This window comes from Streptomyces cinnamoneus (genome assembly GCF_002939475.1).
Classification (GTDB): Bacteria; Actinomycetota; Actinomycetes; order Streptomycetales; family Streptomycetaceae; genus Streptomyces; species Streptomyces cinnamoneus_A.
Genome location: NZ_PKFQ01000001.1, coordinates 132,967 through 146,573 on the forward strand (window position 1 = coordinate 132,967; position 13,607 = coordinate 146,573).

Genomic DNA, 13,607 nt, shown 5'->3' on the forward strand with positions numbered 1-13,607 from the left:
GAGCGACAGCCCCCGATAGATGCCCAATACCCATCCCCCGGAAGGGCATTGGGCAACTGGCCCTGCCGCGAGCCTACGGCGCCGGGGCCTCCGGCTCAGCGTCCTGGAGGAGGCCGGCAGCCAGGCGCCCGCCTGAGCAGAGGTTCACGCGGCGGTCGCCTACCAAAGCCTGAACCTCCGGAGCACATGCGCATGCCCTGCGGACGCTCGGCGGGATCCCGCGAAGGGAAGTCCGCCGTTCGCCCCCCACCGGCGCCGAGCCTGGAGCGCGGCTGGCGCGGCGCCGACGCCGGCTCAGGAGTCCGTCGGGGGGATGAGACTGTCGAGGGCCTTGGCGCAGTCCTCGGCGGCCTGGGCCGAGCGCGGCAACATGCGGCTCTCATAAGCACGGACGGCGTCGTCGATGCTGGATTCGGTGACGAGGGCGTGGGCGAGGTCGGTGCCGTCGAGCATGGCGAGGTTGGCCCCGAGCCCGACGGGGGGCATCAGGTGCGCGGCGTCGCCCAGCAGGGTGATGCCAGGGACGTGGTCCCAGGTGTGCGGGACGGGCAGTACGAACACGGGTCGGTCGACGAATCCGCCGTCGTGGTGGCGCAGGAGGTACAGCAGGCTTTCGTCCCAGCCGTCGAACATCTTCAGCAGGTGTGCGCGTACGGCCGCCGTGTCGTGGAGTTCCAGGCCGGCGGCCGTCCGCCAGTCCTGCGGGGCACGGAAGGCGATGTAGACGCGGAGGTGGCCGTTGCTGTTGCGCTGGGCGAGCAGGGCTTTGCTGTCGGCCGCCGCCAGCAGGGTGCCGTTGCCGACCATGCGTGCGAGGGCGGGATGGCGGGTGTCGCAGTCGTCGAAGCCGGTCTCGATGAAGGTGACACCGGTGTAGCTGGGTGTGGCGTCCGACAGGGCTGGGCGGATGCGCGACCAGGCGCCGTCGGCGCCGACCACCAGGTCGGCATCCTCGCTGGTGCCGTCGTCGAGGAGCAGGCGCCAGGTGCCGTCCCCGAGCGGGGTGGCCCCGGTGACGGTGCGACCCCAGCGGACGCTGCCCTCGGCGAGGGATTCCAGGAACAGGCCGCGCAGTTGGCCGCGGTCGATCTCCGGGCTGTCGTCGTCGTGGACAGGGCCCGGGAAGGGCACGGCGGTGGCGGTGACGGGGTCGAGCACGCGCCACTCCTGGGCGTTGGGGCGGGCCAGGGCGCGGAACCGGTCGAGAAGGCCCGCCGCGCGCAAGGCGGCCTGACCGGTGGCGGCATGTATGTCGAGGCTGCCGCCCTGGGGGCGGGCGCCGTTGGAAGCCTCGGATTCGAAGACGGTGACGGAGCGGCCGTGGAGCTGCAGGACACGGGCTAGGGCAAGGCCACCGAGGCCGGCGCCGACGACCACGACGCGGGTGGGGGCGGAGTTCATGGGGCTGTCCCCTCGAAAGATGGGTGAGGTGCCGGAAGTCCCGGCGCACGACCAAGAAAGCACAGTCACCAAAAAAGCGCCTTTGAAATACGGTGTCCCGACACGGATCCGGCCGCGCGCCGTGAGCACAACGAGGACCGGCCCCGCCCGCCGTCGTGGCTGCGGCGTACCTCCTGCTGCTGCCGCTCGCCCACGCGATGACCCACGGGTGGGCGGCGCGGATGAGCGCGTCGAAGCCGAAGTTCGACGAACCGATTCGCACTCCGACCAGGCTGTCGATCACCGTGCTGCTCGGCGCCGCGCAGTGGGCCGGTTTCTCCTTCGTGCGCGACAGGGTCGAGATGAGCGACTCCGCGTGGTCCGCCCTGGTGCGTGGCCATCGCCGGATTCACCCTGCCGCCGGGGTGGCGGGATCGCCGGCAGCCCTCAACGCATCCGGAAGGCATCCGGGGAGCGACCGTCACCAGCGTCGTCTCTCGCCGGGCAACGGGCAGAGCCCAGCCGGGCCCAGGGTCCGGGGGCGCTCCTCGCACCGAAGGCCCTGCTGTGCGTGGCGGCAAGGGGCGTCATCGGTAGATCGACCGATGTGCCGGAAAGTCCTCGGACCCTACGTTGACCGCATGCAGTCACCGAACACGCCCATGCCCATCAAGACCGGCGACACTCCTGAGATCACACGCATCCTGGCCCGCGCTTTCGCAGACGATCCGATGATGCTGTGGCTCTTCCCCGACGCAGAAGGGCGTGAAGGCCGCCTCGCCCAGTGGTTCGACATCATGCTCACGCACAAATACGGCCCACTTGGTCACTGTGAACGCACCCGTGCGGCAGCGGCCTTCTGGACACCGCCCGGCACAGCCGAGCAGCACCCGGACGAGGGCACGCTGGCCCGCATCGACGGGCTGCTGGGCGAGCACGCGGCCCGGCTGGGCGAAATGCTGGAACTGGTCGGCGAGGCAACTCCCCAAAAACCCCACTGGTATCTGGCAGTACTCGGCGCCGACCCGGCAGCCCACGGCAACGGCCACGGCGCCGCCCTCTTGCTCTCGGGCCTGGCCAAGGCGGACGCGGCCGGGCTGCCGACACACCTCGAATCGTCGAAGCAAGCCAACCTCGCCTTCTACGAGCGATTCGGATTCACCGTGCGGGGCGAGATCCACATCCCCGGAGGCGGCCCGACACTCTGGTCCATGTGGCGGGAAGCCCGCGCAGAAACCCGTCAGTAGGTCCAACCCGGCCGCTGCGGCCCGGACTGGCCCTGATCTCCGAGGCCCACGGCGTACCGGTGGCCCCCACCACCGGGGGCGGCCGCCTGTACGGGCGGGCCGGACGACGGACTGGCGACGCCCGGCGAGGAGGCACCGGCGGGAATCAGGCCGGGCGCGACGGGCGACGACCGCTGATCGTTCGGCGCCTCGGGCCGCGATTTGCCCCAGGCCAGGGGCGGTGTGCGACAGTGGGTGCCCCGGTCCGCCGAGCGCGCCGGGTGCGCAGCCCCGCCGGCGTCTCCCACCCCGGACGGACGATCCCGGCCGCGCACCACCCATATCCCCAACTCCTTCCCCACAGAGCTATGCAGGCAACGCCCCACCTCGTACCCCGGACCGCAGACCTGTTCCACCAGGGCCTGGAGCACCGGACAGGTTCCGCCCTGCTGCGTTTCGGCGCTGCGCGGCAGCCCTCGGCCGACCGGATCGGCTGGTCCGGTGATGTCGCGGCCGCCTGGCTGGACGCCGCCCGCGGCCATGTGTGGAGCGTCGGCGAACCCGACGCCGCCGCCGGCCTCATCGTGCGCGCCGCGCACGGCCTGCCCGGCCGCGTACGGGAGTTCACCGGTCCCCGCGGCACCGACGTCCTGGTCGGCCGGCACCTCCCGGTGACCGGCGCGGTCGAGTGGGTGTTCCGCTGGACGCTGGAGGAGCCCCCCGTCCACCGGGCCGAGAACCGGGTCGTCGCGCTGGACGAGAGTCACCACGAGGAGCTCCTCGCCTTCCTCAACGAGCACAGCCCGGCGCACTCGACCGGTCCCGGATCCGCCGACGTCAGCCTGTGGGCCGGCATCCGCGATCCGGACGGGGACGGGCGGCTGGTGGCCTGCGGTGCGCTCAGTACCCTGCGGGACAGCGGCGCCCCCCTGATGGCGTCCGTCGCGACGGACGCCCGCCTGCGCGGCCAGGGCCTCGGGGCGGCCCTGACCTCCTGGCTCACCAGGTGCGCGGTACGCCGCCACGGCTTGTGCACCCTCTGGCAACTGGCCGACAACGCCCCCGCCGAGCGGCTCTACACCCGCCTCGGCTACCGCAACGAGGACCCTTGCGTGGCGGCGCGCCTCGCCGCACACTGACGCCCCGGCCTCGCATGTCGCGAAGCTCTGGTAGTGCTCGACGGCGGCCACTTGCGGCTATCGGGTCCTGTGAGCCGGTTCGGGGCGGTAGAGGGTCCGGTGGGGGGTGAGGACCACCGTGGCGGCAGTGTGGCCGGCCCAGACGTGCCCGTGGCCGTTGTACCGGGGGGTGATGTAGGACCACGTGAGGTTCCCGGCGATCATCCAACGCAGTGCTTCCACGTATCGGGCCAGCGCGGGGTCCTGGCCGGCCGCCGTGGCCAGCAGGCCCCCGCTGAGCGCGCAGAACTCCTCCTCGGTCCGCCTGACGGTGTCGGCGACGCGGTCGACTGCGGCTTGGAGACTGCCGCCGCTCTCGAGAGTGAGGGCGATTTCGTTGACGGTGTCGCCGCTGTAGAGCTCTTTGCGGTACGAGAAGATGTCGTTGACGCCCATCCAGTGGCGGGCCACCAGGCGGTTGAGCCGGCCGAGTTCAGGCATGCGGGCGAGGTGCGCGGTGAGGTCGATGTCCAGCCCGTATTCCAGGAGCGGGAAGCAGCATTCGCCCACGCTCTTGACCCGGGACTTCTCGTAGGCGGGCAGGTCCACGGCGGCGCCAGCGCGCAGCCACTCCCGCTCCATGCGGCAGGCTGCGAAGAACCCTTTTATTTCGTGAGCGAAACGATTCCACAGCGCCGGTGACATGCCGACGCGGATGCGTTCCTTCAGCGCCACCAGCACGCTTGGGTAAGCGGTTCCCGGGAAGGGCTGGTCGTCGTCGAGGACGACGTCCAGTCGATGCAGACCCAGGCGCTCCAGGCGGGGGCTGGGGGCGTGGACGAAGAGGTCGTCGATGCTGAACAGCACGTCGATCCAGTGGCAGATCGTCTTCGTGCGCTCCGTGTCGGTGGTGGCGTAGGCCAGCAGGTTCCACAAGGAGGTGCGCTGGTTGAGGAATTCCTCGAAGTCGCGGGGGGATTCGTCGTGGGCGTGGCGCAGGTTGTCGTCCAGCCAGGTGCGGCAGAAGGCTTCGAGGCCCTCGATACCGGGGCGGTGCAGTGCGCTCTGGAAGCGGGGGAAGGACGGCAGCCGGAAGCTGGGGTAACGGCCCGGCGCCAGGGCACCGTCCGGCTCGACGCCGGGGGCGGGGAGTGTGGTCACCTCTGGCCTTCTTGCGGCGTCCGCTGGTGCAGCAGGAGGTGCCGTTCGGCGGGGACGAGCAGAAAGCGTGGAAGCGGGCGGACGGGCCTCGGCTCGGCGGGCCGCAGTTGCCAGGTGCGGGCGATGGTGGCCAGGGCCAGGGTGGCCTCGGTCATGCCGAAGAACTCCCCCATGCACCGGCGGCGACCAGCGCCGAACGCGAGGAAGGACTGCCGCTGCCCGGGGGTGAGGCGTTCGGGCAGCCACCTGTCGGGCTCGAGGCGGCCGGGGTCGGGGAAGACCTCGGGGTTGCGCTGCAGGGCGTAGGGGCTGATGAGGACGTCGGCCCCCTGGGGCAGCAGGTGCCCGCAGACCTCGGTGGGCTCGACGACGATGCGGCTGAGCAGCCAGGCGGGTGGGTACAGGCGCAGCACTTCGGTGAGGAGTCGCTTCGTGTACGGCAGTGAGGGCAGGTCGTCGAAGGTGACCGGGCGGTCGCTCAGCGCGCCGTCGAGTTCTTCCCACAGCCTGTGCTCGATCTCCGGGTGGCGGGCCAGGAGCTGGAAGGTCCAGGAGAGCAGCGAGGCGGTGGTCTCCACGCCCGCGGCCAGCACCGACATGACCTGGTCGTGCACCTCGGCGTCGTCGGGGCGCCGGCCGCTGCCCTGGTCCCCGGCGATGATCTGCGACAGCAGGTCCTGCCCGTCGTCCTCCTCCTGGTGCCGGTACTGGGCGATGACCTCACCGATGGCCTTGTCCAGGCGGGCGCGGGCCTGGTCGAAGCGCCGGTTCGCCGGGGTGGGGACGCGATGGATCCACTCGGCCGGGAGCAGCATCCGGCGCAGCAAGCCGCGCAGGAGCTGGGGCAGCGCCCTTGCCATGGCCTCTGCCGCCTGCTTGCCGGCCGGGGCGGACACCAGCGTCTGCGCGACCACCAGCGCGGCCAGCCGGTACATCGCCGCACCGACGTCAAACACCTGGCCCGCGCGCCATGAGGAGGTCGCCTCCACCACGCACTCACGCATCACGTCCGCGTAGCCGGCGACTCGGCTCCGGTGGAACGCCGGCTTCATCACCGGCCGCTGCACCCGGTGGTCCTCAGCGTTGCAGGTGATCACACCGTTGCCGACCAGTTGGCGGGCCGCTTCCATGAACGGGCCGCCCTTGTCGAACCGCTCCTGCTGGGAGACGAGCACTTCCATAGCCGCCTCGGCATTGTTCACCAGGAAGCACTTCCGCCCCACCAAGCGCAGGGCGACCAGCGGCTCCGCGGTCCGCTGCCGCTCCAGGAAACCCAGCGGATCCACCGCCAGCTGCCCCGCATGCCCGATCAGTGGTAGCTCGTCCTGGAACTTCCGGACCGTTTGCTGCATGGCCTTACCCCCGCCCTGATCGCTGAAGATCCTCGCCGGAGACTACTACTTACTGTAGTTGATTGGCTACCTATAGTGACCACAGGCTTTCTCGCCGCCTCCCCCGCGCGCTCCCGGTGGCCTCTGGACACCACGCTCAGCGGCCGGATTGGTGGTGCAGCCTTCGACGCCGCCACGCCCAACCGCCCACCGGGACTGGGGGTTCGGCTCCCGAGGCGGGGTTGCCTCGGAGGGGCGGGCCGTCGGCGGCCGCCGACCGGACGGCCTGCGGTGCGGCCGGGGTGCGGCTGGGCCCGCGCCACGGGAACGGCCGCGCGGCGGGGCCGGCCCGGCCGGTGCGCTTGCTCCGGGCGTGCGGGGAGAGGACTACCGGTGCGACGAGCCCGCAGTCAAAACATCCGACCGGAGGGTGCGGCGCCGGGCTCGCGCCTCTGTAGTACGAGCGACCACCCACCAAACCGGCGTACCGTCCACCCCGCTTGTCGACCCACTCCCTGCCACCCCGCCGCCCCGCCAAACCCGTCTCCCGGCCCTGCCGCGAGTGAACCACCCTGATCCCCCTTGACCAGGCCCGATTGAACGGGTCACGCCGCCCCGCCGCGCTGGTCCCTCACCTCCGTGAGTCCGCGGACGTCGTCCCTGGTTGACCGGCCGGTGAAGCCGGTCATGGGGGGCGCCGTGCTCCGGATACGGGGATGCTCGGCCCTGCACCCGGGGCCGTAGCCGGAGGCGGGCCGGCGCTGACGCGACCGAGAAGCCCATCGACCACAGCCCGGACCGGGCAGCGATACCGGCCATGGGCGGAAGCCGGTGCTGTCGGCCGCTGCACAGTTCCGCAATCCGTTTCCCGGTGCGCTGACATGATGCGTAACCGCGGGTGGGAGGATGCGGCGACGAAGCTTCTCCGGGCGTGCTGCGCCGACTTCACCGTGCCGGGTGTGACCCTGAAGTCGGCCGGGCGGCGCAACCGCTGCACGATCAGATGGTTCCGAAAGAAACGGTCCAGCTCACAACCGCTGGCGGCAGCCGGGCCGGCGGGGGCAGTGGCGGGAGGGCCGGCTCGGCCCGCAGGCCTTGGATCAGCAGCGCGGCGAAGCGCCGTGAGGCGGTCAGTGCGGCAGTCGGCGAGGTGGTCCGGATGCCGCTGTTGGCCATGAGTACCATGATCAGGTCGTCCAGGACGAAGTCCGGGCGCAGCTTGCCGGCCGCCTTGGCCCGGCGGGCGAGTTCGGCGACCTTGCCCAGTGCCCGCTCCCGGTCCGCGGCGAAGTCGATCGCGCGGGGGAAGGCCGAGGCGAACGCCGCGGTGAACCCCCGGTCCCGCGCCTGCGTTTCACACACCCCCTCGATCACCAGGCAGAAGCCGCGCCAAGGGTCAGGGTCGGCCAGTCCCACGTCGACGACGGCCGTGCAGGCCGTCATCTGCTCGCGGAAGGCCTCGGTGACCAGCCCCTCCTTCGTCGGAAAGTGCCGGTAGACGGTCGCGGATCCGACCTCGGCACGCCGCGCGATCTCGCGCATCGCCACGTCCAGCCCCTGCTCCGCGAAGGTCGTGCGGGCCACGGCGAGGATGCGCTCCCGGTTGTCCCGGGCATCGGAGCGCAGGGAGTGAGGCAAAGGGGTCGTCACCGCTCTCACTTTAGCCAAACGGACGGGGGGTCCGGATAGCGTCCGACGCCATGAGAGCACTGACATTCTCCGAGTACGGTCCCGCGAGCGTCCTGGAAGTCGCCGAAGTACCGGAACCACACGCGGGACCGGGCCACATCCGGGTGCGCGTACGGGCGTCGGGCCTCACTCCCGCCGACTGCCGCCTCCGTTCAGGACGGTTCCGCGACATGGTGCCGCTGCGCCTGCCCCACGTGCCCGGCATGGACGCCGCGGGGGTGGTCGACGAGGTCGGCACAGGGGTAACCGGTGTCTGGCCGGGTGACGAGGTCTTCGGCATCGTCGACGTCGCGGAGCTCGGCGGTGCGAACGCCGAGTACGCCGTCCTGGCAGCATGGGCGCTGAAGCCGGACGCGCTGAGCTGGGAGCAGGCCGGCGGCGCGGCCGGGAACGTCGAGACCGCCACGCGAGCCCTCGACCGGCTGAAGGTCGACACCGGCACGACCTTGCTGATCGAGGGCGCTGCCGGCGGGGTCGGCACGGTCGCCGTCCAACTCGCGGCGGCCCGCGGCGCGACCGTCATCGGTACAGCCGGTGCGCACAACCACCGGTTCGTCGCGGGGCTGGGCGCGACGCCGATCACCTACGGCCCCGGGCTGGGCGAGCGAATAACTGCCGTGGCACCGAAAGGAGTCGACGTCGTCCTGGACTGCGCCGGATCCGGCTCGCTGCCCGACCTGGTGGACCTGGCCGGAAGCCCGAACCGGGTGGTGACCATCGCCGACATGAACGCCGCCCAGTACGGAGTCCACCACTCGCGCTCGGCGGGCCCGGGAGCGGACCCGCAGGCGGTCGAAGGACTTGCCGAGGCCGCCGCTCTCGCCGGTCAGGGCCGCTTTACCGTGCCGGTCGCGGCCACCTTCCCCATCGAGAACGCCGCTGCAGCACACCAGTTGATCGAGACCGGCCATACCTGGGGCAAGATCGTGCTCACCCTTTAGTTCCTCAGCAGGGCTGTTGAGGAGAGACACCGTCCGGGCATCGCGGTGGTGGTTTTCAGCGCGGACGACTCTAACGGCTGCTGTTGAAGGACTAGCTGTCACCGGTCGCGATGGACTGGCACACGCACCTGGCATGGCGACAGGTGACATCGCGCTCGGGGTTTCGAAGCCGGCTGCTCACCGCATCCGTGATCAACTGGCATCTCCGCCGGCCATCTCGCAGGTCTGTCAGCAGCGTAGCGAAACGGTCTACACCTCGACGGCACCCTGGTGCCCACCCACGACCGCACCGTAGCTGCCGTCCGGCCAGAACCCTCGTAGATGAAGGCGGCTCGATCCCCGCGCCCACTGCGCGTCACTCAACGACACATCCAGACCAACGACCAGATGATCCAAACGAAACGTCCAGGACTAGGAGCAAGGGCAGCAGAGACCGCACTCTCCGCGAGCGGCCCTTACGGGCCTTCTCAGGGCGACGACGCACCGTACGCGTCGGGGGCGATTGGCGGGACCCACCGTGGGCACCCGTCTTCGCACACGAGACATGGAGGGAAGCGCCCCATGGCCACGGCTCGCGAGATCATGACGGAAGGCGCCGAGTGCACCGGGGCGGCGGAGACGGTCCTGGAAGCGGCACGCAGGATGACGCGACTCGGCGGGGGTGCCCTGCCGGTCTGCGGCACTGACGACAAGCTCACGGGTGTGCTCACCGACCGTGACCTCGACGGGGTGAAGGCCTTCGGCGACGCGGACAAGGACCCCACTCCGGTGAAGGTCGACGAGCTCGCTCATGAGGCAGTCACGACCGACGCCGACGACAGTGGCGAGGAGGTCCTGCGGACCATGTCCGAGCACAAGGTCCGCCGCCTGCCGGTCATGGCCTGGCACCGCCTCGCCGGCTTCGCGGCCCAGGCGGACGTGGGCCGTGCGCTGCCCGGCCCCAAGGTCGGCGATCTGCTGGAGATCTTGTCCTCCGACTGAGCCCGCAGCAGCAGGCAACGAACACCGGACCACGCGGGAAAGGGAGCCGCTTCATGCGCAGTGTGGGTGTCGAAGAGGAGTTCTTGCTGGTCGACCCCGAGAGCGGGGCACCGCAGGCCGTGGCGGAGACCGTTCTCGCCCAGGCGGAGGACGCGCACGGCCTGGAGAAGGAACTGCAGCAGGAACAACTGGAGGTCGCCACCCGGCCGACCACCACCATGGACGAGCTCTCCGCCGAGATCCGGGCACGCCGGGGTGCCGCGTCCGAGCAGGCCCGCGCAGCGGGCGTGGCGATCGCGGCGCTGGCCACCTCGCCGTTGCCCGTCGACCCCTCGCTGAGCGCCGGGCGGCGGTACAGGCGAGTGGCGAATGAGTTCGGGCTGACCGCTCAGGAGCAGCTGACCTGCGGCTGCCACGTCCATGTGGGCGTGGACTCGGACGAGGAGGGCGTTGCCGTCCTGGACCGCATCCGCCCGTGGCTGGCGACGCTGACCGCACTGAGCGCGAACTCACCGTTCTGGCAGGGCCATGAGAGCGGGTACTCCAGTTACCGGAGCCTGGTGTGGGGGCGCTGGCCGTCGGCCGGCCCGGTGGAGACGTTCGGTTCACCGGAGCGTTACCACGCCCAGGTAACCGCCATGCTCGCCACCGACACCCTGCTCGACGAGGGCATGCTCTACTTCGACGCACGGCTGTCCCACCGGTATCCCACGGTGGAGGTGCGCGTGGCGGACGTCTGCCTGGACGTGGCGGACGCCGTTCTCGTCGCTGCGCTGGCCAGGGCCCTGGTGGAGACAGAGGCCAGGGCCTGGCGGGCGGGGGAACCACCCTCTCCCGCCACGGTCGGGGTCCTGCGGCTGGCGAGCTGGCGCGCGGCGAAGTCGGGCGTGCAAGGCCAGTTGGTGCATCCCCTGACCTGGAAACCGAAGCCTGCCGAGGCCGTCTGCGAAGTCTTGGTGGAGCACGTCCGGGAGGCGCTGGCGGACACCGGCGACCTGGCCATGGTGCAGCAGGCCATGGGCGACCTGCTGGAGCGCGGCGGCGGGGCGGGCACGCAGCGGGAGATCCTCGCCGGCACCGGCGACCTGCGCAGTGTCGTCGCCCACGCTGCTGCCCGTACCTTGGCGCCGGAGGGGGACGTCAAGGGGTGAGGCCACCGGCCGGCGGAGTCACTGGCCCGACAGGCCCGACACGGCGCCCACCCCACCCCCGGCGAGGTGGCGTGGCGCCCTGGGCATCTACTGCGGCAGTTGTGCATACGTCTCCACGATCGCACAACTGCCCGAATGTGTTCTGCTGTGAGGGCTTGAAGGGAGGGGACTGTCAGTGCGCGACGCTGACCAGGCCTGGCGCCAGCATGTTTGCCTGGGTCATGCCCCCAGGTCCTCCGTCACGGGCAGGCACTCGGCGAGCAGGTCGACGACGTCGCGCCAGGCTCGCTGCGCATGCTGTGGGTGGTAGCCGACGCCCGGGACCGTGGGATGGTCGACCGGCGGGTGGTGGAAGGCGTGCAAGGCGCCGCCATAGACCGTGAGGCGCCAGTCGATGCCCGCGGCCTGCATCTCAGCGGTGAACGCGTTTCGTTGCGCGGGCGGCATGATCGGGTCTTCCGATCCGACCCCGGCCCACACCGGGCAGCGGATGCGCGCTGCCTCGCCCGGTCGGCCCGTGGTAGTTGCGTTGACTGTCCCGATCGCGCGCAGGTTGACGCCGCCTCGCCCGAGTTCCAGCGCGATGGCGCCCCCGGTGCCGTAGCCGATGGCGGCTATCCGGTCGGGGTCGGTCCGGGGCTCGGTGCGCAACACGTCGAGCGCCGCATGGCCGATCCCCCGCATCCGGTCGGGATCAGCGAGCAGTGGCATGCAACGGTCCAGCATCTCCTCGGGACTACCCAAATAGCGCCCGCCGTGGAGGTCGAAGGCCAGCGCTACATATCCCAGCTCGGCGAGAGCATCGGCCCTGCGGCGCTCGACGTCGCTGAGCCCCATGCCCTCTGGTCCGAGCAGCACCGCGGACCGGCGGCCGACACCGGCCGGGAGCGCGAGGTGCCCGATCATCGTCAAACCGTCGGCCGGGTACTCGACCGTACGCGTCGTAATCGTCGTCATGAGACTGGACTGTAGTGATCGTCGAGCCCGGTCCGGCCGCTGTTCTGCCGCTGGCAGAACAGCGTAGGTGTCCCTCTGAAATACGGGAGGGGCCCGGCGCTCAGACCTTCGAGATCATCCCGTTGCCCCTTTGGCGCGTATCTCGGTCACACCCCAAGTCCCCCGCGAGTTCGCGAAAACTGAAGGGTTCTCAGTGGCAACCCGAGGGTCCGACGCCCTGATGTTAGGAGATGGGCCGGTGGGTTCGCGGTGAAGTCGCGGGGTCGATCTCCAGCAGCCCCAATCCCGTGGGCCCTAATCCTGTGGGGGTGACATTAGTGTGTGGCGCACAGTATCGTGTCGTGTGTGGGCACCGATGAACTGATCCTCAGCCAGGCCCAGGAGCTACGCCGCGGCACGGTCGTCCTGGCCTGCCTGGCGCTCCTGGAGGAGCCGCAGTACGGCTACGCACTCCTGGAAACGCTCGGCGATGCCGGGATCGCCGTCGACGGCAACACCCTCTATCCGCTGCTGCGCCGCTTGGAGAAGCAGGGGTTGCTCATCAGCGAGTGGAACACCGACGAGTCCAGACCACGCAAGTTCTACCGGGTCAGCCCCGAGGGCACCCGGGTCCGCACCGGATTGCTGCGCGAGTGGCAGGACCTCGGCGCCTCGATATCACGACTGACCAAGGGGGACCGTTGAGTAAGTTGCATGCGTCCGAGACCGGCACGCTGACCGACCGTTACGTGGTGGAGGTCGTCCGGCGCATCCCGGCCGACCAGCGCGGCGACGTGGCCGACGAGCTGCGCGCCACGATCGCCGACACCGTCGAGGCCCGTGGCCTGGCCGATCCGGAGAACGCCGAGCGCGAGGTACTCACCGAAATGGGCGACCCGATCCGGCTCGCCGCCCGGTACGCGGACCGGCCGCTCGCACTGATCGGGCCGAGGCTCTACCCGACGTACGTACGGCTCCTCACGGTCCTGCTGTCCACCGTGCTGCCGCTGGTCACCGCCCTGAGTGCGGTGCTCGACATCCTGGACGGTCAGGGGGCCGGCGCAGTGATCGGCGGGGCCGTCGGGGCGGTGCTCTCCGTCGGCGCCCAGATGATCGCCTGGCTCACCGTGGTGTTCGCCCTGATCGAGCGGTCCGGCAAGCGGGCCGGCGCGGTCGGCAGCGCCTGGACCCCCGACGACCTGCCCGACCGCCGCGTGTCGAAGGAACGCGGCGCGGCGGGCTACGCCGGGGTGGTGTGGCACGCGTTGCTGATCGCCCTGATCGTCTGGCAGCACACCGCGCAGCCGTACCAGACCGACGGCGGCACACGCCTCGATGCGCTTAACCCGGACTTGTGGTCGGGCTGGATCTGGCCGATCCTGGCCGGGCTCGTCGGCCTCGTCACGCTCGACGCGATCCGGGCGGTGCGGGTATGGACGCGTTCACTGGCGATCTGGAGCGCCGGCGCCCAGGCAGCCTTCACGCTGCCGCTGGCGTGGATCCTGCATCGGCAGGAGCTGTTCAACCCGGCCTTCCTATCTGACGCGAACGGTGGCTGGCAAACCCCGCAGTCCCTCTACACCGTGGCGGTGGTGGGGGTCCTTGCGGTGGGCGCGGGCGAGGTGGTGAAGCGGTTCCGCGAGGCGCGGGACTGATTCCGCGGCAGCTGCTGGAGTTCTGCGCAAACCCGTAG

12 protein-coding genes are annotated in these 13,607 nt (G+C 70.7%); 7 read left to right on the forward strand and 5 right to left on the reverse strand.

Annotated features, from left to right (window positions below; translation table 11 throughout):
* Positions 1-294: 294 nt before the first annotated feature.
* Positions 295-1,401: an FAD-dependent oxidoreductase gene (locus tag CYQ11_RS00740; RefSeq protein ID WP_099198832.1), complete on the reverse strand. Its 1,107-nt coding sequence runs from the start codon at positions 1,399-1,401 to the stop codon at positions 295-297.
* 620 nt (positions 1,402-2,021) lie between these two features.
* Between CYQ11_RS00740 and CYQ11_RS00745 the strand changes: the two genes are divergently transcribed.
* Positions 2,022-2,627 carry a GNAT family N-acetyltransferase gene (locus CYQ11_RS00745; protein WP_099198831.1) on the forward strand — a complete coding sequence of 202 codons (606 nt, stop codon included), beginning with the start codon at positions 2,022-2,024 and terminating at the stop codon, positions 2,625-2,627.
* A gap of 347 nt (positions 2,628-2,974) precedes the next feature.
* On the forward strand, positions 2,975-3,745 hold the full coding sequence (locus tag CYQ11_RS00750) for a GNAT family N-acetyltransferase (RefSeq protein ID WP_099198830.1): 771 nt from the start codon (positions 2,975-2,977) through the stop codon (positions 3,743-3,745).
* 57 nt (positions 3,746-3,802) lie between these two features.
* Here CYQ11_RS00750 and CYQ11_RS00755 read toward each other — a convergent pair whose 3' ends face one another.
* The 3 genes from CYQ11_RS00755 to CYQ11_RS00765 all read right to left on the reverse strand — a co-directional run bounded on the left by CYQ11_RS00755 (position 3,803) and on the right by CYQ11_RS00765 (position 7,866).
* Positions 3,803-4,885, reverse strand: a complete 1,083-nt coding sequence (locus tag CYQ11_RS00755) for a terpene synthase family protein (protein ID WP_099198829.1) — start codon at positions 4,883-4,885, stop codon at positions 3,803-3,805.
* On the reverse strand, positions 4,882-6,237 hold the full coding sequence (locus CYQ11_RS00760) for a cytochrome P450 (protein WP_099198828.1): 1,356 nt from the start codon (positions 6,235-6,237) through the stop codon (positions 4,882-4,884). The genes CYQ11_RS00755 and CYQ11_RS00760 overlap by 4 nt, the downstream gene beginning before the upstream one ends.
* Positions 6,238-7,215: 978 nt before the next feature.
* The gene (locus tag CYQ11_RS00765) at positions 7,216-7,866 is read right to left on the reverse strand and encodes a TetR/AcrR family transcriptional regulator (RefSeq protein ID WP_240003344.1); all 651 of its coding nucleotides are present in this window, start codon (positions 7,864-7,866) and stop codon (positions 7,216-7,218) included.
* A 50-nt stretch (positions 7,867-7,916) separates the two neighbouring features.
* Between CYQ11_RS00765 and CYQ11_RS00770 the strand changes: the two genes are divergently transcribed.
* From CYQ11_RS00770 to CYQ11_RS00780, 3 genes are all read left to right on the forward strand, one after another.
* Positions 7,917-8,846: an NADP-dependent oxidoreductase gene (locus CYQ11_RS00770; protein ID WP_099198826.1), complete on the forward strand. Its 930-nt coding sequence runs from the start codon at positions 7,917-7,919 to the stop codon at positions 8,844-8,846.
* A 561-nt stretch (positions 8,847-9,407) separates the two neighbouring features.
* Positions 9,408-9,827: a CBS domain-containing protein gene (locus CYQ11_RS00775; protein ID WP_099198825.1), complete on the forward strand. Its 420-nt coding sequence runs from the start codon at positions 9,408-9,410 to the stop codon at positions 9,825-9,827.
* A 53-nt stretch (positions 9,828-9,880) separates the two neighbouring features.
* The gene (locus CYQ11_RS00780) at positions 9,881-10,978 is read left to right on the forward strand and encodes a glutamate--cysteine ligase (protein WP_099198824.1); all 1,098 of its coding nucleotides are present in this window, start codon (positions 9,881-9,883) and stop codon (positions 10,976-10,978) included.
* A gap of 219 nt (positions 10,979-11,197) precedes the next feature.
* Here CYQ11_RS00780 and CYQ11_RS00785 read toward each other — a convergent pair whose 3' ends face one another.
* A complete protein-coding gene (locus tag CYQ11_RS00785) occupies positions 11,198-11,935 on the reverse strand; it encodes a dienelactone hydrolase family protein (RefSeq protein WP_099198823.1) in 738 nt (245 codons plus the stop codon).
* Positions 11,936-12,280: 345 nt separating this feature from the next.
* Between CYQ11_RS00785 and CYQ11_RS00790 the strand changes: the two genes are divergently transcribed.
* Together CYQ11_RS00790 and CYQ11_RS00795 are read left to right on the forward strand one after the other, a co-directional pair.
* Positions 12,281-12,619, forward strand: coding sequence for a PadR family transcriptional regulator (locus tag CYQ11_RS00790; protein WP_099198822.1), 339 nt, complete (start codon positions 12,281-12,283; stop codon positions 12,617-12,619).
* Positions 12,616-13,569 carry an HAAS signaling domain-containing protein gene (locus CYQ11_RS00795; RefSeq protein ID WP_240003343.1) on the forward strand — a complete coding sequence of 318 codons (954 nt, stop codon included), beginning with the start codon at positions 12,616-12,618 and terminating at the stop codon, positions 13,567-13,569. Before CYQ11_RS00790 ends, CYQ11_RS00795 begins: the two co-directional genes overlap by 4 nt.
* The last annotated feature ends 38 nt before the right edge of the window (positions 13,570-13,607 follow it).